This window comes from Enterococcus sp. MMGLQ5-1 (assembly GCF_013155265.1).
GTDB lineage: Bacteria > Bacillota > Bacilli > Lactobacillales > Streptococcaceae > MMGLQ5-1.
Genome location: NZ_JABJXU010000011.1, coordinates 65,279 through 88,039, shown reverse-complemented (window position 1 = coordinate 88,039; position 22,761 = coordinate 65,279). Strand labels below are relative to the sequence as shown.

Here is a 22,761-nt window from a genome sequence, read left to right as displayed (position 1 = left end):
TTCTTCCCGAAGGGATGAAGCCGATTCTCCTGCTAATAATCTCTCAACGATCTGAATTTTTAATGTCTCCGGATAATAATTATGTTTTGCCATTAGAAAAACACCTCCAAATTTATTTTACTAAATTTGAGGTGCTCTTTTTTAATTGTATCTAATTATAGTGTCAGTTCCCTGCTATGTCTTAGCACCTTTTTAATTATCGAATGAGCTTTTATGTGGATCTTGAATTCGTTTAAACATTTTTTCCATATCCGTTGGAGAAAAATGAATTAATACCGGACGACCATGTGGACAATTATATGGATTTTCACACTCTGCTAAATCAGCTAATAGCTGGCGAGCCTCAAACTCCTGCAGATGATGGTTCGCCTTTATTGAACCCTTACAGCTCATCATAATTGCTGTCTCAGCCCGTAATCGCTGAATGCTGACTTCACCAGTAATTAAAAGCATATCAATTAGCTCTCGAATAATTGATTCCTCCAAGCCTTTATCAAACCAGACTGGATGACTTCTTAAAATAAAACTGTTGCCACCATAGGGCATTAGCATAATGCCAATACCTCTCAGCAAATCAAGCTTTTCATTAATTTTAATAAAATCACCCGTGGCATAATCAAGAATTATGGGAATTAATAAGGTTTGCTGATCATCACTAACCTCACCAATTTTTTCTCGAAAATATTCATATTTTATTCTTTCCTGCGCCGCATGCTGATCAATAATATACAGACCTTCCTTACTCTGTGCAAATAGATAAGTACCTCGCATTTGACCAAAATACTCTAGCATGGGAAAGGTTTGTTGTGGTTCATCATTTAAACGCTGAAGGGCCGCTTCAAGCAACCTTTTACCATCTTCAGAGAAATTTAAATTAGGATGCTCTTTCAGAGGGCTCTCATCAGCATGGTCTTGAATATTTTCAGCCATAGCTGACGATTGCGCAATCACTGGATTAACAATCGACTGGTTAACTAATTTCTTCGGCTGTTCAATGCTTGGAAAAACCAAAAAGTCATCTTTCTTTGGCATATTTTGTGACTCAATAGGTGATTCATTAATTCGGTAATCCGCTGACTCATACTGCGATTGCTCATTCTGTTGATATGGATGTGCGCTAGGATTAGCCTTGAGCTGAACCTCTAATTGCTCAGTAACCTCTCGAAATGATTTGCTACCTTGTCTTAAATTTTCATAGGCACTTGGAATAAGCTGTTCATCGCTCAAGGCCTGAGTAACTGCTTGACGAATTAAGGCCATCAATTCCTTTTCCTTAGATAGCCGTACCTCCTGTTTTGTCGGGTGAACATTGACATCAATCAGCTGCGGATCAATTTGTATATTTAAAACGGCGATTGGAAAACGACCCACCATTAATTTTGACCCATAGCCTTCAATTAAGGCCTTATTAATTAAAAAATTTTTAATATAACGACCATTAATTAAAATAGTAATATAGTTTTTGCTGGCTCTAGTTAGCTCTGGTAAGCTGATAAAGCCACTAATTTTAAAATCTAAATCCTCATTACGAATTGCTAGCATTTTCCGAGCGGTTGTCATGCCATAAATACCAGCAATTGCTTGCTGCAAATCCCCACTTCCAGCCGTTTTAATCATTTGCTTGCCATCATTAATCAAAGTAAAGGCAATCTCTGGATGAGCAAGCGACAAGCGATTAATAACATCTCCAATATGAGCTAGCTCTGCTTGTAAGCTTTTAATGTATTTTAAACGGGCTGGTGTATTATAGAAAAGATTAGTAATAACAATCTTGGTGCCCTTCCGCTTGGCAAATTGCTCATGCTTAATTATGGTTCCACCCTTAATTAGCACACTTGAGCCAGAGTCTTCCTCGTTGGTCGCTGTCTCCATATAGACTTCTGCAACTGACGTAATTGAAGGCAGGGCTTCACCGCGAAACCCTAGAGTTCGGATTCTAAACAGGTCATCTTGATCCTTAATTTTACTAGTGGCATGACGCTTAAACGCCGAAAGAATATCTGCTCTTAAAATCCCCTCTCCATCATCATTCACTTCAATTTTTCTAAGACCAGACTCCTCAATGCTTAAAACAATTTGCTTACTTTTCGCATCAATGGCATTTTCCACCAATTCTTTAACAACTGAAGCAGGACGTTCAATCACTTCCCCAGCAGCAATTTGATTAGCTAAATTTTCTGATAATTCGATAATTTTAGACATGATGCAACGCCTTTCTTAACTCATCAACTAGGTCTGATTTCTTTTCTTTATTGTGAAATTTTTATCCTTTTTTACAACTTCCCTTGCAACTGGCGGTTTAGCCTTAGCTCTTGACTTAATAATCGGCTTTTGATTTTCTGTAGGCCTGCCAGTTTTCTCAGCAACAAATGCCACCGTTTTCTTAGACTTTACCTTGGATGATTTATGGCGGTTTTTATTGGGAATCGATTGCTGCTTGTTTTCTTTTTTAACATCAACATCTGTTGATGATGCATCAGAATAATGATTTTGCTGCTTTGGATCCTCCAGCTTTTCCAAAACAAAAAAGGAACAGCCGAAATTACAATATTCATATAAATAATCAATCAATGTTTCAATTTTTTTATCATAAACAACCTTCTTTTTAAAATCTTGATAAAATCCCTTTAATCTGAGCTGTTCATAACCCCAATCACCAACAATATAATCATATTTGGCTAAAATATTAGAAAACCGTTGCTCTAGTTTTTCCGCATTAAAGCCCTCACGATAATTAAAAATCAATCGATACTTGCGATCACCAATATTTATTTGATCACCAATCATCGATACTTTATCGCCTGGGTACTTCTCATAATTTTTAATTCGTGCCGCTTCTTCTTCTGCACTTCGACGCATAAATACTCCTTTTTAATTGTTTAATTACAGCCCTTTTGTATATAATTCGCAACCACCTGACGAATAAATTCTGGAAAAATAAATTCTATTTGTCCTTTGATTTCAATTGTCGGAAAAAATGGAATAAATAAAAAATGATCAACTGTGGCAAATGTATATTCTTTTTGCTCATCTATTGGTTGATTCTGCCAAGTAATTGCTTTAGTTGAGCGATCAATTTCAATATTTGAATAAACAATGTGACCAAATATTTTACCTCGAAAGCCCATGCCCACGATTGGATAATTAGCTAGAAAGCCTCTTGTTTTTTCCATTTCCAAAATTAAACGTTTCATATCGGAGCCACTTAAGGTAACTCGAATAATATGCATTGGATGCGGTAAAATTTGATGTAGCTGATCCATATTCACCTCACCGGCCGCAATGCTGCCTAAAAAGAGACCGCTATTTAAAATCGCAACATCAACCTCAGCAAAGCCACGAACAGCTTCTAACGCTAGCTCAATCACTGAATTTCTGGTTGTGCTCTGGTTAGATAAGGTTTGGGGTAAATCACCCACAACCTGCTGATTTAAAAGCTGATGACCTCGATCTAAAAGTCCAAAAATCTCGTGCTCATCATCAGCAAACATAGGTAGCTTTTCAGTTTCTAGCGCTTCAATTTTATACTCGACAATCTGCTTATCCTTTAATAATAAGTCAATTTTGCCAATATATCTACCCCACTTACCAGCAGCAGCAATCAAGGTGCCATCAACAACCTCTCCAAACTGTAAAAGATGGTGCGTATGTGAACCGATAACAATCGACAGCTCTGGATATTTCCGAGCAATTCGCCGATCCTCTTGAATACCTAAATGACTTAAAAGGACAATTAAATCTGCCTCATTCTTAACACTTTCAATTAGCTGTGGCAAAACCTCATCAATTCGTTCAATTTGCCAGCCGTTCGGAATATAGGTCAAAGGAAAATAAGCGGTCAAGCCTAAAATAGCGATTTTAGTGCCCTCTTTAGTTTCAATTAGCTTAGTTAGCTCTGCCCAATCAGGCTTGATTGAAGTTTTAGGCTCCTTAAGATTACCGATTACGATATCAAAATTAGCATTCTCATAAAGGTGCTCTAAATCATATTTCGAGCTGCCAATTCCCTCATTATTACCAATCGTTACGGCATCGTATCCGATTTCATTCATCAGCTCGATATTTGCCTTACCATGTGTCGCTTCTGTCAGTGGATGAAAGCGATCGATAAAATCACCGATATCGAAGGTCAGGACAGTGGCATTTGGATCTTCTTTTTCTGACTGCAAAAAGCGCCGAATTTTAGGCCAATTCTCAAAATGTGAATGCAAATCATTTGTATGTAAAAGCTTAACTTTCTCCATAATCTTCCTTCTTACTACCATTCTACCGTTTTCAGGGTATTCATTCTCTTTTCACATTATCTATTATATAATAAAAATATGTTGCTGTATCCAAAGAAAGTTTTTAGATAGCTGCAAAGTTGCAAGTTTAACAATTCATGACAAATTATTTAATATAAAAAAGATGAGTATCTTATAAGGAGTTTTAGTAATGAAAAAAATTCTTGTTTTACATACCGGTGGTACAATTTCAATGAATGAAACAGCTGATGGACAAATTGTTGAGAGCGAGCGTAACCCGCTCTTAGATGCCAAAATCCAATCAGAAAATAACATAGAATTAATTGTAGAGGATTTTTGTAATCTACCTAGTCCTCAGATTAAGCCATATCATATGCTCGCCTTAAAAAATCGCTGTCAAAAGGCGTTCTTGGAAGAAAACATCGAGGGTATTGTAATTACTCACGGTACCGATACATTAGAAGAAACGGCTTTTTTTCTCGATTCGACAATACGACAAATGTACCCGATTGTTCTAACAGGTGCCATGCGTAGTAGCAATGAGATTGGTAGCGATGGCGTTTATAATTTCCTAACAGCAATTCGTGTTGCCAGTAACGAAAATACTTTTGGTAAAGGTGTTTTAGTAGTGATGAATGATGAAATTCATACAGCACGTTATGTTACCAAGACGCATACAACGAATGTATCCACATTTCAAACTCCAACGCATGGACCACTTGGATTGGTCACAAAAAAACAAATCATTTTCTTCCAGCAAACAAATTATGCAGCACCAATTGATGTTGACACGATTGAAGGCAATATCCCAATCATCAAAGCCTATGCTGGAATGACAGATGATATTTTCAATTTATTAGATATTGAAAAAATTGATGGTCTAGTTATTGAAGCCTTAGGTGCAGGTAATTTACCACCTGAGGCAGCTAAAGGGCTTCAAAGGATTATTAACGCAAAAATTCCAGTTGTCTTAGTCTCAAGATGCTTTAATGGTATTTCTGAGCCTGTTTATAAATATGAAGGCGGTGGTGGACAGCTAGCTGATATGGGCGTATTATTTTGCAAAGAAATCAACTCGCAAAAAGCAAGACTAAAGCTATTACTAGCTTATAATGCCGGCTACGAAAATGAAAAACTAAAAGATTATATTGAAAATTAAAAAAATAAAAATGGGGTTGGGACAGAAGTCCTAACCCTTTAATATTGTTCGTAATTTACAGAGAACAATGCGATAGCTTCAATACCATAGGAAAATAGATAAATTTCCGAGCATTTGCAAAGCGCAAAAGCAGAGTCGGAAAGCTTGCTTTCCAGCGTAGCGATAAGCTTGGTCTGAAATGATTGATCATTTCAAAGACAAACAAATATCATCAATTTGTCATGATGGCATGCACTTTGTAATTTCCCTCAAAATCTTTGATTTTGCAGGTCCTCATCTACTTTGACCAAGGTCCATCGGGAACTGTATACAACTTTGTTCGTACAATGTTGTGAGCATTTACTTTAGGGCTAACGATAATTTTTTTAGATAGTAGCCCATCCAACATGATACATTTGAGCGCTAGCTCCCAGTGTCACTTCACGGGCTAAGTTGCCCGTTAAACGTCTTTTGTCCCACCACTATTTTTTAGCGATTAAATTATTATTCTTCTATTTTGTAGCCAACGCCCCAAACCGTTTCAATCAAACGTTCTTGAGTTGCCTCAAACAATTTGTCCCGAAGATGTGATACGTGAACCATTACTGTTTTAGCTGGAACAGCACTCTCTTGCTGCCAGACCTGCTCAAATATTTCGTCTGCAGAAAAAACGCGACCGGGATGCGTAGCTAACAGTAATAAAATACCAAATTCTAATACTGTCAACGAAATTGGAAGGTTGTCCTCTTTAGTTTTAACTTGATGCGTATCTTTATCAATTACTATCGGGCCTATCTCAATTTTATTAGCCACAACTTTAATTCGAGCCTCTGAACGTTTTAAAATATTTTTAATTCGCACCATAACTTCTAGCGGATTAAACGGCTTAGTAACATAATCATCCGCACCGGCAACTAAGCCTTTCACAACATCTTCATCTTGTGATTTTGCAGTTAAAAATAAGACCGGGACATCAATTTTTTTTGCACGCAAGGTTTGTAAAACACTCATACCATCCATTACAGGCATCATTAAATCTAAAATAATTAAATCAAAGGCATCCTCTTCCTTTAAGAAAAGCGATAAGGCCTCCTCACCGTTATATGCCTTTTCATATTCAAATTTTTCATTTTTTAAATAAATTGATAATAAATCAACAATTTCTTTGTCATCATCAACAACTAGAATTTTCATACTGCCACCTCCAAGTATTCTTCTTTTTAATTAAACCGATTTTATTTAATAAATACAAGATAAAAATTAATAAATTAAGTGTTCTTAATAGATAAAAAGCCGATTTAATGCGTTGCAGAAAAATAAATCCAATTAAGACTTGAATTCTAATTCAAATCATAGTAAAGTGTTAAGGTACTATGTTAAATAGTACCAGCTTTTACTTAGTTTAGCGACACACCGACGCTTTACTCAGTAATTGACAAAAACAGAAGAGGTGGAAATAATGGCTATTTCAAAAGAAAAGAAAAACGAAATCATTTCACAATTTGCGCGTCACGAAGGCGACACTGGTTCTCCAGAGGTACAAATTGCTGTATTAACATGGGAAATCAATCATCTTAATGATCACATCAAGGTACATAAAAAGGACCACCATACATACCGTGGTTTAATGAAAAAAATTGGTCACCGTCGTAACTTACTTGGTTACTTACGTGACAAGGATGTTCAACGTTACCGTGAGCTAATCAACGCTTTGGGTTTACGTCGTTAATCAAAAAAATAAAGGATTGGAAATTTATTTTCCAATCCTTTTTGTTTATTGCTTGATAAAATGATAAACCAAGGTCTTAAAGTCGGTCTTTATTCTTGGAATCGTAATTCCTGAATAATTTAACTCACTACCACTAAATAACTGACCTGTTGAAGCCTCTTCATAAATTGCTTGATTGTCTAAATAATGTAAAGGAAGATAATTCACTGGAACAGCTGGTCTTGCTAAACCATTAAAATAGATAACAACCGCCTCAGCTTCATTGAGAATTAACCAGCCTGCTTCAAAATATTGACTAATAGGCTTAATTCGATAAAATTTTCCGAATTGAAGCAATTCACGATGAAGACGATAAAATGACGTTTGCGCCTTAATTTCTGCTAATTCTTCTGAGGTACATGCCGTTAAATCCAATTCATAGCCAAGATTACCAGACATTGCAATGTCAGCTCGTGTTTCTAAGCTGGTTATTCTACCGACCTGATGATTTGGCACTGCTGAAACATGAGCGGCCATCATGATTGGTGGATAAATCAAGCTGTAGCCTGTTTGAATCTTAGTACGACAAAGGGCATCAGTATTATCACTCGTCCAGTTTTGAGCCATATAACGCATCATCCCTGGATCAAAGCGTCCGCCACCACTTGAACAATTTTCAAATAAAACATTCGGAAAGCGTTGAGTCACCTTTGCTAAAATTTGATATAGACCTAGTATATAGCGATGTCCAATCTCACCCTGCTGCTGACTCGGAAACGCACTACTGCCTACATCTGTGAGATGACGATTCATGTCCCATTTGATGTAATCAATATCACCATTTTTCAAATAGCTGGTTAGCATATCAATAATAAACGCTTGAACATCAGGATTACTCAAATCAAGTACTAATTGACGTCGCCCTTCAATTGCTTGGTAATTAGGAACAGACAATGCCCAATCTGGATGCTTCTGATAGAGCTGACTACTACGTGATATCATTTCTGGTTCAAACCACAAACCAAATTGCAAGCCCTTTTGATGAACCATCTTGGCCAGTCCACTAATCCCATTTGGCAATTTCTCTAAATTTTCATACCAGTCGCCTAAGGAAGTGGTATCATCATCACGCTTGCCAAACCAACCATCATCTAAAACAAATAGCTCAATTCCGGCTTCTGCAGCCTTAGTAGCGAGCTGCTCACATTTTTCTTCTGTAATATCAAAATAATTTGCTTCCCATGTATTCAGGACAATTGGTCGTGCTTGTTTTCTGAACGGCTCCGGAATTAAATGATTTTGATAAAGCTGGTGAAATGTTTGACTCATGTCGTTCAGACCATTTTTAGCAAAGACCATAACTGCCTCAGGCGTTTCAAAAACCATTTCTGGCTTCAGTTGCCATGCAAATTCCTGAGGATGAATTCCAAGCTGAATACGAGTTGAACCATACTGCTCAACCTCTGCCTGAGCCTGAAAATTACCACTATAAATTAAATGAAAGGCGCGCACCTCACCTGAAAAATCATCAGTATTTGGTTGCAGGAGTGCTATAAAGGGTTGATGCTGTGGACTACTTGTACCACGGATGCTTTCAATCCTTTGAATACCACTTCTCAATTTACTGCGGTTGATTGTCGCCTCATCGGTATGTGATCCATCCAAGGTTAAAAGGTCATAATCAGTACCTGCGATATCAATTTGTACACTACCAGCATTCTCCAAAATTACCATATCATCACCACGATTTTTAAAAGTAACATGGCGTGAAATCACAGGCAGCGTTTCAAATAAATGATAGTAAAGCGTCATCTCTAAATTTTGAATTGCATCAACTAGCTTAATTTTAAGGGTTGTTACCTGCTGCTCATCAGCCTCAAGTGTTGGTAAGCCTTCGATTACTTTTTTGCCTTGAAAGATTTCATAAGAGTCAAAAGTAAAATCAGTAACCGTATGATTACTAGCTGAACGGATTGTATAATTCGCGATACGATGATCTCCATTTTGATTAGTACTTGTCTCCAAAGGCAGACTATTCAAACTAAAGGTTCTTTCCTCAGGGTACGGGTTGGTCGCAAAACCGCGATCAATCATCTGAAGCTTTCGACTATCGTTAAAGGTTTCAATTTTACGTCCCCAATATCTCTGAACTAAATATTTCCCCTTTTCAACTGAAATGACATAGCTTATCTCTTCATTCTGTAGATGAAATAATTGATTTTCAACGATTATCGGCATTAATTACCTCTTTCTTTATCATTAATAGGTTTATAATCATTATAAATGTTTAGTAAACGTTTAGTCAAGTAACTTTAAAAGATATAATAGAGGAATCAAGATGTAAATTAAAAAAAATTTTACAAAAAGAAATTATAAGAGATAATCTGGCTTTAAATCAATAAGTCGCCTCAAAAAAATTTTATTAAAAATAATTAGTCGAATTATCCTGCTTTTTTCTTAAATAATCAACATAACCAAAAGCAAAGGCTTCAATCAAAACAAAAAATGAGGAGGCTGTTTGCAGCCACCATTCATTCGGAAGCGGACTCCGACTGCTAGAAGCATATAGGCTGTAATCTGCTCTACCAGCTAACCAATTGTTCTGATAGCTCGTAATCGAAACAATAATTGCCCTTCTAACTGATAAAACATTTAATAAATTTTCTAGATGCGTATTTTCCCCTGACAATGAAAGTACAAATACCATATCCTTCTCGGATAATCGATCAACAATTCGACGGAACTCGCTCGTCTGAGCAGAGGCTGGAATGTGTAAGGCTGTTTTGCCAATCAACAGAAATAGCCGCTGTAGCTCTGAAGCCTGACTACGCTGAGTCACGCCTGTTGATAATATGTAAATTGTTTGACACTGTTCAATTTTCTGATAAACCTCCAGCCAATCACCTTTAGAAATATAAGATAAGGTTTTTTCATTATCATTAAAAATTTGAGCTACGAAATTTGAGCTTTGAGCAAGGACCTCTTCTTTGCCTTGCCATTTTATATAGTTACGTAATTCAGTAAAACCGGTAAAACCGAGTTTTTGAGCAAATCTAATCACTGTTGATTTTGAAGACAAGCAGGTTTTTGCAAAATCTTGCGTACTCATTTTTTTGACCTTTTCTGGATGATCAATGATAAAATTACTCATAAATAAATCTGTGTCATTTAAGCTATTAAAGTTTTCATTCACTAAATCAGTAAAAACCATCTTTTCTTACTCCTAAGGTATGTCTATTTTTATAATTGTAGCACAAAAATTGGCCGGTATTTAACCGCCCAATTTTATCCACAATTATTTAAGAATTGGCCACCAATCTTTATTAGCTAAAATCATTTCATCTAGAATTTCCTGAGCTACCTTAGCACTCGGTACCGTTTTTGAAAGCGTAAAGGCTTGCCATAATTTTTGGTATGATTTTTCCATGTAAGCCTGAACGACTAATTTTTCAGCAGAAACCTGTTGCTCAATCATCCCTTTTTGGAAGTCAGGAATATTCCCCATGCAAAGCGGCTCATAGCCACGTTTACTTACAATACACGGCACCTCTACCATTGCATCCTTATCAATATTAGCAATTGCACCATCATTTTTAACAATTAATAGCATTCGCTCATAAGTGTTGTACGCTAATGCACCTGCCAATTGAACGATAAATTCGGCATGCTCACCTGCTTCAATCGTCGTATTAACCGCTGTTTGTTTTTCTGCAACACGTCGACATTCGGCAAAAACTTCTTTTTCACGATTATCCATTACTTCATTTGCTCTAGTATAATCTGGATTCGCATGAGAAACGACATAATCTGGATATAAATAGTATTTTAAATAAGTATTTGGTAAGGTATCTGGGTCAATTGCGTAAACGTCTTTCGCTTTTTGGAAGGTATCCATCCAGCTAGCTTCGTCTAATAATGGATTCGCTTCATTACCCGCTGCCGCATAACCGTGTTCTTTGACGTGTGCCTTTAATTTTGGCATTAAATCATTACCAGCCTTGTCAGTCATTTCAGTCCACCAACCAAAGTGATTTAAGCCATAATAACGTTCTACAATTTCACTTTCATGCTTTAAGCCTAGAATATCCGCAATTGATTTCTTAATTGCGACTGGCATATCACAGATATTAATGATTTTTGCATCGGGACGCAATATTCTAGTCGCCTCTGCAACAATTGCCGCAGGATTGGAATAATTCAGCATCCAAGCGTTTGGTGAATATTTTTCCATATAATCAATTAATTCAATTACACCGGGAATCGAACGCATACCATAGGCCATACCACCGGGACCACAGGTTTCTTGCCCAACCACACCATGACGCAGTGGAATTTTTTCATCCTGTTCACGCATCGAAAGGCCACCAACACGAATGTGCGCCATTACAAAATCAACATCGGTGAAAGCTGCTTCGGGGTCAGTTGTCGCTAAGAACTCAATCTCTGGTGCACGCTCCTTAACAATAACCTCACATGCTTTAGCAACAATAGCTTGACGCTCCTGATCATTATCATAAAACTTCAGCTTTCTCAATGGAAATTTATCTTGATTTTCGATAAGCATCATGACGATCCCGGCAGTATAAGTGCTACCGCCACCTGCAATTACAACTGATTGTTTTTCTAAACTCATTTTAATAATCCTTCTTTCTTTATTCTGAAATTCCTAAGATCTCACAAACTGTTTCCTTAAAGTCTTGAACACCCATTCCAATAATGACTTGGATATTTTTATCATTAATCACAACACCCTTAGAGCTCTGAAGCGACTCTAGCAATGCTTTATTGACCCGCACAGGATCATTGACTGTCACCCTAAGTCGAGTAAAACAGTTTGTAACCATTTCAATGTTTTCTGGACCACCCAAGCCATCAATTACTAATTGTTCGTCTTGGATAGTTGCTTGCGCATCACCAGAAATTGTTATTGTCCCCGCTGCCTCAAGCTCTTCAGCTTCTCTACCTGGTGTTTTAATATCAAACTTTTTAATCAGAAAGACAAAGATGAAAAACCAGATAATGCTCATTACAATGCCAACAATAATCACCAAATAAAATCTGGTTACAGACGGACTAAAGACAGAATTGGAAACAAAGGTATCTAATATGCCGTAAAGCATATATGTTCTTGCTCCTAAAGCCCATAGCAAAGTTTCAGAGACAGCAGTCAATAAACTGTGCACCAGCCATAAAAGTGGTGAGATAAATAAAAACGAGAAATCTAATGGTTCCGTGATACCAGCAATACTAGCAACAAACATTGAAGGCAGAATCATACCTTTTGTTTCTTCTTTTTTATTCTTATTAGCACAGTATATAATCGCTAAAGCAACTGCAATTGAGCCAAAAATTTTAACAAAGCCAAAGGTCGCAAATCTTAGCGAAGAATCAAGCTGAGTAATCGTACCAGCATTGGCCATTTCCGCATAGAAAATGTTAACAGCACCGCTATAGACCTGACCATTGATTTCAGCGGTGCCGCCAATAGCCGTAAAACAAAATGGCATCCATAATAAATGATGCAAGCCTGTTGGAATTAAAAAGCGATTCCCAAAAGAATAAATAAAAACTCCCAAAAGTCCAGTGGTCAAAATAAGATTCGACATTGAACCAATGCCTTCATTGACTACTGGCCAGATATAGCTTAAAACAATCGCTAGAGCAAGGATAATTGGTACTAAAATCATAAATGATAATCTAGAACCGCCATAAATTTTCAAAATATCATGCAGCTCAATGTTAGAGAACTTATTATGAATATAACCAACCAAGCAACCAATTATCATACCAAGAAAAACGTTCATGTCAACGACTTGAAATCCTAAGACCATGCCCTGACCAGTTCCATATAGCCCCATCGTCCCAGCTTCTGCAATCATATTATTCATAGTCAGCCAAGCATTATTAGCTGCTAAAAAAAACAAAAAACTAATTAATGCTGTTAAGCCGGCCTCTACTTTTTTCTTATTAGCTAAAGACGAAGCGATTCCAATACAGAAAATAAGTGATAGATTGTTTAACATACTATCCATCATCGTCTTAACTAATTCACCAAAGCTTTGAAGAAACGATGGCATAAAATTTAACTGAAAAATAACAGAGAACGCCAAAAATAATCCCATGACTGCCATAAATTTCACAGGAACAATAACTGCCCTTGAGAATTTTTGCATTGACTCAGTAACTTTTTCCTTCATTCAATTCCCTCCACAATATTATTGGATACGTATCTGTTATTAATTTAACTGATATTGCAAACGCTTTCAATAGTTCTCCGCTGCAATGGACTTAAGTCCATTGATTGAAACGTTAAAGGAGGTGGAACAAAAGACGTTTAACAACGTAGAAAAGGTGCTAAATTGCCTCGTAAAAAAATCAGAAACCATGGTGCTTACTCTCTCTGATTAAACCTGTGAAAATAGACGAGTCATTCGTTTGTTCAGTCAGACGTTTTCTGTCTGACCGGATGAGGTATCTATTTGAACCGTTTTAAGTTGAAATTCGAAACTGTGTTTTACCATACAAAAAAACCTCCAAAAGTTAGATTTTCAGGTCTAACTTTTGGGGGTCACATCAAACTCCCTTATCGCTTTTATTTTGTTGGCTGAGACAAGCTAATGATTGTCTCTCCGACCTTAACAGCCCGGTTGGCAATTTTATCAACCTCAGCATAGCTCATTGTATTAGTTATAATCACCATAACCGTTGACTCAAAGCCCGCTGCTTTAATTTTATCAATATCAAATGAACCCAAAAGCTGACCTTGTTTAACTACCTGTCCTTGTTTAACCTCTGTAGTAAAACCATCACCATTCATTTGGACTGTATCAATACCAATATGAAGTAAAATTTCAGCACCTTTATCCGTTTGAATACCATAGGCATGCTTTGAATCATTAGTTACTGTCAAAACACCATTGGCTGGCGCATAAATTTTACCATCTGTTGGTTCAATCGCCAGACCTTTCCCCATCATTTCACTTGAGAAGACAGGATCCTTAGTTTCGCTCAATTGAAGGGCTGTTCCTTGAACTGGTGCAGCAATTTCTTCATCAGAAACGCCTTCGGTATTGACAACTGTATTAATACTTTGAGCAGCCGTATCAGCAGTAGCCGCATTAGCAGGCACTTCTAGCTTATTACGACCATAAATATAAGTTGCTGTAAAGGCAATTACCATACTAATAACAATACCAACCATAAACATTGGAATTGATTTTGGATCAATTGCGATAAAACCAATCACACCAGCAGGTCCAAGTGATACGCTGTGCACATTAGTAAAGCCTAAAAATGCTGAGCCAATTCCTGATGCACCCAAGGCAATGAAGAATGGGAACTTCAATTTAAGATTTACCCCAAACAAAGCAGGTTCAGTAATTCCGAGCATTGCTGAAAATGCTGCTGAAGAAGCTAGGCCTTTTTGTTTTTCATTTTTAGTTAATAAGAAGATTGCAAAGCAGGCCGCACCCTGAGCAACATTTGCTGCTGAAGCAATTGGAAATAGGAAGCTACCACCTGTCTTAGCAATATCTGCCAACAAAGTAGTTTCGATTGCAGGGAAGGACTGATGCAATCCTGTTAAAACAATTGCCGAATAAACTGCACCAAAAATACCGTAGCCAAAGCCACCTAATGTTTGAACTACCCAAACAATCCCATCAGTTAAGCCGTTAGATACTGTACGTAAGACAGGACCAACAAAGGCGAAGGTTACAAAACCGGTAATGATAATCGATAACATTGGTGTAAATGTAAAATCAACTGCGTTGTTTAAATGTTTATGGAAGAATTTTTCTAAAGTTGCCAAAATCCAAGCAACACCAATAACAGGTAAAACCTGCCCTTGATAGCCTGCTTGCGCAATTTGGAAGCCAAAAACATCCCAATATGGCATTTTACCAGTTGCCATCGCTTCTGCTACACCGTAACCATTGACTAAGCCAGGCATTACTAGCATCATCCCCGCAGCAGCTCCAAGATATGGATTACCACCAAAGCGTTTAGTAGCTGAAAAACCAATTAAAATTGGTAAAAAGGCAAAGGGAGCTGAGGCCATTAAGTTAACCATTTCAGCAAATCCTTGAATACCCGGCACCATTTCAACGATTGATTTTGGTCCAAATAAGCCTTGACCAGTCAGTACATTATTAAGTGCCATTAAGAGACCACCAGCGACCAATGCAGGAATAAGTGGCACGAATATATCGGATAATACCTTGATTAATTTCATGACCGGGTTCGTCTCTTGATTTGCAACTTCTTTAAGCTCATCCTTTGATGTCTCGCCAACGCCTGACAATGCAACTAATTCTTTATATACAACGTTAACATCGCCAGGACCAACAATAATTTGGTACTGACCATTTGCCTCAAATGTGCCCTTTAAATCAGGATCTTCATCTAATGCATTTTGATTGATTTTAGATGTATCTTTAACAACTAATCTTAACCGAGTTGCGCAATGGGCTGCAGCAACTAAATTATCATCTCCCAAGGCTTCAAAAACGCGCTCGGCAACTTCCTTGTGATTCATATTAATACACTCCTTTTATAAATTCTGGATCAGCTTTAAGAAAAACGCTTTCATCTTCTGACGATATTTATTGTAAGCGATTTTTTTATTTATGTCAATCGTTTAACAGAAAATAATTTAAATTTACTTTAAACTCATAAAATAAAGACATATATATGTTAAACGTTTACTATTTATGTAAAAAGACTTAGAATTATTAAAAATTCCAAGCCTTATAAAATGAAACAGAAGCATTTTTATTCAATTATCCTTGCCATTTTAAAGAGCTGCCTTAAAGTAGGGAATAATAGCAAATAAAAAACAAAATTGCTAATTGCATGTAGTGAATCAAAAAATAAACCGGAAAGGTAATAGGCAGTAAAATGCCCTAAACCAAAAAGAAGGTTATAGAGTAGACTCATAATTAAACCATAAAAATAGCCCGACAATAACGCATAACCTGACCTTAGCCAAAACGGTTGTTTAACTAGACAGCGCATCCCGATCAGAATAATTAAATAAGCAAGGCATTGAAACGCAACCCAATAGCCGAAGCCCATATAAATACCCGTAACTAGCATCGTCATCATCGCCACTAAAACAGCCGAGGGCAAGCCTAATAAGCTAACCAAAATTAAAAAGATAGCAGAAATTGGTTGCACATTTGGCACCCATTGGAAAGCTGTTCGTAAGACGACACAAGCAGCAATTAATAGAGCAAGACGAGTTAGCCTAATTAGACTCATTGCATGGCTTCCAAACGAAAATCATACTGATCACCATTTTTTAGCTTAACCTCTTTTGCACCTACTTGCGAATCGGTACCATTTACTTTAAATAACCAATATTTCCCTGCAGCCTCATCCTGCGCCCAGCCATTAATTTCTGTAATAAAGCCATTATCCGCTTTGGCTTTAAATTGTGTTGTCATTAAATCTAGCAAATTCGTTCCTTTTTTGGCTTCAACCTGCTTTTCAACAGTATCACTGCCCTCTTTCGTCAATGTGACTTCAACCTTAACCATTTCAGTTTGGCTAGTCGAGGTCTCCTTTGTTTGATTATTCTGGCTTGCACAGCCTGTTGTAAATAATAAAGTAACGACAATTCCAGTTAAAATCTTTTTCATTCTAATATTCCTTTCAAAGCTATATTTATTATTAATAATTTATAATCAAAAATACCGATTAATCAATCCTGCGCTTTTTGATTGGCAAAAAACTGATTCGCAATCGCCACACTTGCCATTGCATCCTTCGCATAATATTCTGCGTCAACGAATTCGCGATATTCCTCGTTAAGAACAGCACCACCTACCATAAATTGAGCCTTATGCCCACTCGCTCGAACTGCTGCAATTGTCTGCTTCATATTTTGCACGGTTGTGGTCATCAAGGCAGATAAACCAATTAATTGAATATCCTCGTTGATCACCGTCTTAACAACAGTTTCAACTGGTACGTCCTTGCCTAGATCAATTACCTCAAAGCCATAATTTTCTAAAATCATTTTTACAATATTTTTCCCAATGTCATGAATGTCACCTTCAACTGTACATAATAATATTTTCCCCTTGGATACCGCAATCTGCCCTTGTTGATCCATTTTAGCTTTCAAGACGACTTGGGCATTTTTGGTTGCCTCAGCCGATTGCATTAATTGCGGTAAAAACAACTCTCCTGCTTCAAATTTTTGTCCAACAATATTTAACGCAGGAATAAAGTAACTGTCAACTACCTCTAAGGGTGTTAATCTCTCTAACAAGCTAGCCGTTTCCTTAGCTGTCAGTTCCTTACGCCCTTTAACAATCATCTCTTTTAAGTCCAAAATAGCTTCAACTTCTTTCTGCTGCGCTAGTTTGGTTGACTGGGTAGTCGTAATTTGACTATCCTGCTCACTCTCAATATAAGCTGTTGCATTAATATCCTGCATTGAAATCACTTTGAGCGCCTTCACAATTCGCATCATATAATCAGATAATGGATTCATAATTGGCGCATCTAAGCCTGCCCCCACCGCAGCAGCTAGAAAAGTGCCGTTCAGCAGGTCACGATTCGGTAAGCCAAATGAAATATTTGAGAGACCAACCGCTGTTTTGCAACCTAGCCTAGCCTTTACTAAGCGAATGGTTTCCAAGGTAACTTCTACCTGTGCTTGCTGTGCAGAGGCGGTTAAAACAAGCGGATCAATCATTACGCGCTCGCTTGAAATGCCATACTTTTTCGCCTCTAGGACAATTTTTTGAGCAATTTCAAAACGTTGTTCAGCTGTTTCAGGAATACCCGTCTCATCTATACAGAGCCCCAAAACGACCGCACCATATTTCGCTACAATTGGTAATACCTGATCTAAACTTTTCTGCTTACCATTAACAGAATTAATTAACGGTATACCGTTATAATAACGTGCGCCACTTTCAAGTGCCTTGACTTGTGAACTATCGATTTGTAAAGGACAATTTATTAAGCTTTGAATTTGTTTAATCGCTTCCACCATCATTTTAGGCTCATCAATCTCTGGCAATCCGACATTCACATCTAAAATATCAGCACCCGCCTCAGCTTGTAGAACAGCCTCCTTTAATAAATAAGCCAAATCATTATTCCGCAAAGCCTGCTTAAGCTGAGCTTTACCTGTTGGATTAATTCTCTCACCTATCAATGAAAGACCTTGACCAAGCTCAACCGTCTCTATGCCACTAGTAACCGCCGTCAAGCTATGAGGCTTCGTTCTAATAAGTGGTTGTTGATCTACTGCTCGGCGTAATTTGCGAATAAAGGCTGGTGTTGTCCCACAGCAGCCACCAATCACACGCACACCTTGCTTTAAGAGCGTTTTAGAATAATTAACATATTCATCAGCTGTTATCCGATAAACACTTTCACCATCAACCATTTCGGGTAAACCAGCATTAGCCTGAACCATGACCGGCACTTGCGCATAGGTTAAAATTTCACTAACCACAGGCGCCAGCTCTTTCGGACCTAACGAGCAGTTGACACCAATTACATCAACCCCTAGATTTTGCAGAGTCAAGGTCGCTGTTTTGGGATTGGTACCAACAAAGGTTCGACCATCCGCCTGATAGGTCATTGTTACAAACAAAGGTAAATTCGTATTTTCCTTAACAGCAAGGACACCAATCTTCGCTTCCAACAAATCAGACATTGTTTCAAAGATAATCAAGTCTGCACCGGCCTGCTCCGCTATAATCGCCTGTTCTTTAAAATAATCATAGGCGGACTCAAAAGACAAGGTGCCCATTGGCTGTAAGAGCTGACCAATTGGACCCATATCATAGGCGACATACTTAGGATTAGTAGATTTTGCAATTTGAATCGCTTTTTCAATAATTGGTTTAATTTCATCAGCTTTTAATTTTGTCCGATTTGCTTGAAACGTATTAGTTGTAATAATATCTGCTCCAGCCAAGATGTAATCCTGATGAATTGCCTTGACAATCTCCGGATGTGATAAATTAAAATACTCTGGGTGCTCCCCAATTGGTAAGCCTCTCGCCTGTAATTGGGTACCCATCGCACCATCAACTAATAATTGCTTGACTTGTAGTGCTTCTAATATTGTCATTTTCCCCTCCACTCAAACAATCTATCGCTTCATTCTAGCAGCTTTTACCATTTCTTCAGTCATATCAGCAGGACATTTCCATTTTGGACGGGCAAGCTGTGCGTTTTTAAATAGGCCTGCAAAAGCAGTCACACTTTTTCTAGGTATCATTAAATAATGATCCGTTAAGGTCAAGCCAAGTTTTTTATCGGCACCGCTCACCTGTATAAAGTCGGCTTGAATTGATAAGGGCACATCACCGTAACCGGGTGAAAATCGGCGATTTAAATAATAATCAGGATAATGAAGACTCACGTCAACTTCTGCTAAATCCAGCACTTTTTCAATATATTCAACTGCACAAGCATCTAAAATAAAACCTTTTGTCAAATCAATTGTCTCATAAATACGCGTTTTTCGTTCTATTTCTAAGCCAAGTGTGCCAGCATATAATACAATCTTTTCGGCATTTTTCAAATGATTGTAGGCATTTTTACCTGGTATGATAAAATCAGTACCAACAATATTAATCACTTCATTTTCTGGTTCAGCTATTAAATCAAAAACCTGATAAGTATATCTAGCCTTAGACGTTTCTTGAACCTCCTGCATTAGCCCATCAACAATCTCCGAAAGCTCTGAGGTTAATTCCTGCTTTCGTCTATAGCCTAAATAGCGAAGCACCTCACCTTTTACCATTGGTAAATATTGCATTTCTCCCCCCCTTTTAATAAATGAAAAGCCAGTGTCAAGCACTAGCTGATACTTTTTAGATATGTTGTTATTATACCGTATTAAAGGACGCCAGCCTATCTCTTTTCTAGACGCTTATTTATATCGATCCATAATCGCATTGGCAATAATTGGCCGATTCATTGTATAAACATGAACCCCAGAAACGCCATTTTCGATCAGCTCATCAATTTGCTTAAATGCAAATTCTAATCCTGCCTTTTGCAAATCCTCTGGTGAATCTTGATAACGGTGAATAATTTTAATCAGCTCTACTGGTAAGCTGGCACCAAAGTAAATCATTTTTTCAACTTGTGAAACAGTCATAATCGGCATAATTCCTGCTGCAATCGGAGCAGTAATCCGTGCTTTGCGGCGAGCATCTAGTAAATCATAAAAGGCTTGGTTATCAAAAAATAATTGTGAAATAAAGAAATCTGCACCCGCCTGCTCTTTCTCCAATAGATGCTGGATATTTTCACGATTGGCCTTTTCATCAATATGACCTTCGGGATAACAGGCTGCACCAATTGAAAAGTCACCAATTTGTTTGATTTCCTCAATCAATTCCTTGGCATAAATAAAATCATTTGGAAAATGAGTCACACCCTTTGGAATATCACCACGTAATGCAAGAATATTTTCAATTCCTGCTAATTTTATTTCTGCAACAATGTGATCAATCTCATGCCGGCTATTCATAATGGAGGTTAGATGGTGCAAGGCTTCAATACCATAATCTGTTTTAATTCTTTTAGCAATTTCTAATGTTTTATTTGAACTCGTCAGACTACCTGCAGCACCATAGGTAACACTAATATAATCAGGCTTGGCAGTTAATTGATCAATTGTTTGAAAAATGGTCTCTATTCCATTTTGTTGTTTTGGTGGAAATATTTCTAAAGAAATAACCGGTCGTTTTTCTTGCCTCGCCTTTTGATAAATCTCATTAATTTTCATTATTATTTCGCCCCTATATATATTATTTATAACAAAATCTGCTTTCAGTTTAAATCAAGCTAATTTTATCATTGATTTATCAGCAAAAATAATTCTATCTTTTTATCCTTAGCTATAGTTTTAATTTATATGTTGAGGTTTGACCGTTTTATCTTGACAATAAAGTCTTATATCGTTATGCTAGTGAGGAAATAATATAACACAAGGGGAACTTTTGTTGAGAATGGCTTCGGTCTAGACCCTCAAAACCTGATCTCGTTAAGACGAGCGTAGGGATGTGATTAGAATGATTAGGGTGAAATAAGCTTTAATCGTTCTTTAAACATTGATAACAGTCCCTCTTGTCCAAAAAACAGGAGGTTTTTATTTTGTCCAATTCAAAGCACAGCATCACAACCTTAGTTGAAATCGCGGTAATTGCCGCTGTTGCCTTTGCGCTTAGCTACATTCCAGTACAGACAGCCAATGCCGCAATTGATATTTCACTTGGCTTGATTCCACTTGCAATTTTAGCCTTTCGCCGAGGCTTTCTACCTGCCATGACAGCTGGGTTCATTTGGGGCTTACTCTCAATTATTAGTGGTAAAGCATTTATTCTAACAGCCATCCAAGTAATCATTGAATACCCAATTGCCTTTGCCTTCGGAGGACTGGTTGGTATCTTTGCCCATCAAGTCAAAACAAAAAGAAATAATGTGCCATGGCTTATTGCTTCAGTGTTTACTGGTGTCATTGCGCGCTGGTTTTGGCATTTTCTCGCTGGTGTTATCTTCTGGGGCAGCTACGCACCTAAGGGGATGAGTCCATATTGGTATTCATTCGTTATGAATGGCACAAGTGCCTTAGCCAACGCAGTCCTAATCAGCATTATTCTTGTTATTTTGGTCAAAAAGGCGCCTAAGCTACTCAATCCCTAAGCTAGAAGCATTTTATAACGCTTGAATGCTAGAAAATTTTTCTAGAGTATTGAAATGGACTTTAGCGATAACACCCAGCAGAGTTGGTGAAAAAATAATTTTAAGCTTACAAGGTATCTGGATACGTCAGGACGCTTAATGCACTGAACGTGGTTGGATGCTTTTTTGTAATCCTGCTTTTCAAACGCAACACCTAGCAAATTAGAGAAAGTCAAGTTAAAGTAAAGAGCGTTTCATCAAGTTTTTCCTAAATTTGTACGGCGCTGAATGCGGTTGAACGCTTTTTAGACAATCTAGCTTCAACGACCAACACCTAGCAAATTAGATAAAAAGTGCGCACGAGCTGAAGCTCGCTTACGCCTTTTTCCTAAATTTGTACGGTGTTAAGCGGTCGTTTCAGCTTTTTAGCGTAAAGCAAAAATACTTTACAAAACGCTTGAAACCTATTTAAAATCATGATAAACTATTCAAGTATCTGTGAAAATCGGAAAATATTATCAGAAAAGAGGGATTTTATCCATGGCTGTACCAGCTCGTAAAACTTCTAAAGCGAAGAAAAACAAACGCCGTACGCATTATAATTTAACTGCACCAACTGTTTCTTTTGACGAAACAACTGGCGACTACCACCGTTCTCATCGTGTATCCTTAAAAGGCTATTACAAAGGACGCAAAGTAACTAAAGACTAATCAATTATAATCGGGAGGCAAGAACATGCGTGTTAATATTACATTAGAGCACAAAGAATCTGGTGAACGTTTATATCTTACTCAAAAGAACAAACGTAACAACCCAGATCGTTTGGAATTAAAAAAATATTCACCAAAATTACGTAAACACGTAATTTTTAAAGAAGTAAAATAAGCTTTACTTTTTTTCTCTAGTTATTTGATTAGAAAAAATTAGTAGATATTCAGACACCGAATTAGGTGTCTTTTTTGTGCTTTTTAATAAAGTAGTCAATAGTATAATTAAATATAAA

At 37.3% G+C, this 22,761-nt stretch carries 19 protein-coding genes and 1 riboswitch; of the genes, 5 read left to right on the top strand and 14 right to left on the bottom strand.

Going from position 1 to position 22,761, the window contains the following annotated elements; translation table 11 throughout:
* Positions 1–192 precede the first annotated feature (192 nt).
* Genes mutL through HOY35_RS11080 form a run of 3 tightly spaced genes read right to left on the bottom strand, consistent with a single transcriptional unit; the run spans position 193 to position 4,244 of the window.
* A complete protein-coding gene (mutL, locus tag HOY35_RS11090; RefSeq protein WP_172213558.1) occupies positions 193–2,202 on the bottom strand; it encodes a DNA mismatch repair endonuclease MutL in 2,010 nt (669 codons plus the stop codon).
* A 27-nt stretch (positions 2,203–2,229) separates the two neighbouring features.
* Positions 2,230–2,859 carry a YutD family protein gene (locus HOY35_RS11085; protein ID WP_172213560.1) on the bottom strand — a complete coding sequence of 210 codons (630 nt, stop codon included), beginning with the start codon at positions 2,857–2,859 and terminating at the stop codon, positions 2,230–2,232.
* A 20-nt stretch (positions 2,860–2,879) separates the two neighbouring features.
* Positions 2,880–4,244, bottom strand: a complete 1,365-nt coding sequence (locus tag HOY35_RS11080) for a bifunctional UDP-sugar hydrolase/5'-nucleotidase (RefSeq protein ID WP_172213562.1) — start codon at positions 4,242–4,244, stop codon at positions 2,880–2,882.
* Positions 4,245–4,434: 190 nt separating this feature from the next.
* Here HOY35_RS11080 and HOY35_RS11075 point away from each other — a divergent pair, with 190 nt between their 5' ends.
* Positions 4,435–5,403 (top strand): asparaginase, encoded by a 969-nt coding sequence (locus tag HOY35_RS11075; protein ID WP_172213564.1) that lies wholly within the window; start codon positions 4,435–4,437, stop codon positions 5,401–5,403.
* Positions 5,404–5,886: 483 nt separating this feature from the next.
* Here HOY35_RS11075 and HOY35_RS11070 read toward each other — a convergent pair whose 3' ends face one another.
* Positions 5,887–6,576 (bottom strand): response regulator transcription factor, encoded by a 690-nt coding sequence (locus HOY35_RS11070; protein ID WP_172213566.1) that lies wholly within the window; start codon positions 6,574–6,576, stop codon positions 5,887–5,889.
* Positions 6,577–6,841: 265 nt separating this feature from the next.
* Here HOY35_RS11070 and rpsO point away from each other — a divergent pair, with 265 nt between their 5' ends.
* Complete coding sequence (rpsO, locus tag HOY35_RS11065; RefSeq protein ID WP_172213577.1) at positions 6,842–7,111, top strand: 30S ribosomal protein S15; 270 nt, start codon at positions 6,842–6,844, stop codon at positions 7,109–7,111.
* 45 nt (positions 7,112–7,156) lie between these two features.
* Here the strand turns inward: rpsO and HOY35_RS11060 are convergent, their stop codons facing one another.
* The 10 genes from HOY35_RS11060 to HOY35_RS11015 form a co-directional block, all read right to left on the bottom strand.
* On the bottom strand, positions 7,157–9,328 hold the full coding sequence (locus tag HOY35_RS11060; RefSeq protein WP_172213579.1) for an alpha-galactosidase: 2,172 nt from the start codon (positions 9,326–9,328) through the stop codon (positions 7,157–7,159).
* A gap of 184 nt (positions 9,329–9,512) precedes the next feature.
* Positions 9,513–10,301: a MurR/RpiR family transcriptional regulator gene (locus tag HOY35_RS11055; RefSeq protein ID WP_172213581.1), complete on the bottom strand. Its 789-nt coding sequence runs from the start codon at positions 10,299–10,301 to the stop codon at positions 9,513–9,515.
* A gap of 84 nt (positions 10,302–10,385) precedes the next feature.
* Positions 10,386–11,723 (bottom strand): 6-phospho-alpha-glucosidase, encoded by a 1,338-nt coding sequence (locus tag HOY35_RS11050; RefSeq protein ID WP_172213583.1) that lies wholly within the window; start codon positions 11,721–11,723, stop codon positions 10,386–10,388.
* Positions 11,724–11,742: 19 nt separating this feature from the next.
* Positions 11,743–13,287: a PTS transporter subunit EIIC gene (locus tag HOY35_RS11045; RefSeq protein WP_172213585.1), complete on the bottom strand. Its 1,545-nt coding sequence runs from the start codon at positions 13,285–13,287 to the stop codon at positions 11,743–11,745.
* A 395-nt stretch (positions 13,288–13,682) separates the two neighbouring features.
* Positions 13,683–15,626, bottom strand: a complete 1,944-nt coding sequence (locus HOY35_RS11040) for a sucrose-specific PTS transporter subunit IIBC (RefSeq protein WP_172213587.1) — start codon at positions 15,624–15,626, stop codon at positions 13,683–13,685.
* Between the two features lie 236 nt (positions 15,627–15,862).
* A complete protein-coding gene (locus HOY35_RS11035; protein ID WP_172213589.1) occupies positions 15,863–16,351 on the bottom strand; it encodes an ECF transporter S component in 489 nt (162 codons plus the stop codon).
* A complete protein-coding gene (locus HOY35_RS11030; protein ID WP_172213591.1) occupies positions 16,348–16,731 on the bottom strand; it encodes a DUF4430 domain-containing protein in 384 nt (127 codons plus the stop codon). Before HOY35_RS11030 ends, HOY35_RS11035 begins: the two co-directional genes overlap by 4 nt.
* Positions 16,732–16,793: 62 nt before the next feature.
* Entirely contained in the window at positions 16,794–19,190 is a 2,397-nt protein-coding gene (locus tag HOY35_RS11025) for a homocysteine S-methyltransferase family protein (protein ID WP_172213593.1), read from the bottom strand.
* Positions 19,191–19,211: 21 nt separating this feature from the next.
* Positions 19,212–19,883 carry a vitamin B12 dependent-methionine synthase activation domain-containing protein gene (locus HOY35_RS11020; RefSeq protein WP_172213595.1) on the bottom strand — a complete coding sequence of 224 codons (672 nt, stop codon included), beginning with the start codon at positions 19,881–19,883 and terminating at the stop codon, positions 19,212–19,214.
* Between the two features lie 114 nt (positions 19,884–19,997).
* Complete coding sequence (locus HOY35_RS11015) at positions 19,998–20,861, bottom strand: methylenetetrahydrofolate reductase (protein WP_172213597.1); 864 nt, start codon at positions 20,859–20,861, stop codon at positions 19,998–20,000.
* Between the two features lie 194 nt (positions 20,862–21,055).
* Positions 21,056–21,154: riboswitch (TPP riboswitch) on the top strand.
* Between the two features lie 75 nt (positions 21,155–21,229).
* On the opposite strand from HOY35_RS11015, the gene thiT reads away from it, so the two are divergent.
* From thiT to rpmG, 3 genes are all read left to right on the top strand, one after another.
* Positions 21,230–21,778, top strand: coding sequence for an energy-coupled thiamine transporter ThiT (gene thiT / locus HOY35_RS11010; RefSeq protein WP_216656374.1), 549 nt, complete (start codon positions 21,230–21,232; stop codon positions 21,776–21,778).
* A 519-nt stretch (positions 21,779–22,297) separates the two neighbouring features.
* The gene (gene rpmF, locus HOY35_RS11005) at positions 22,298–22,468 is read left to right on the top strand and encodes a 50S ribosomal protein L32 (protein ID WP_172213599.1); all 171 of its coding nucleotides are present in this window, start codon (positions 22,298–22,300) and stop codon (positions 22,466–22,468) included.
* A gap of 25 nt (positions 22,469–22,493) precedes the next feature.
* Positions 22,494–22,643, top strand: coding sequence for a 50S ribosomal protein L33 (gene rpmG / locus HOY35_RS11000; protein ID WP_003135293.1), 150 nt, complete (start codon positions 22,494–22,496; stop codon positions 22,641–22,643).
* Positions 22,644–22,761 lie beyond the last annotated feature (118 nt).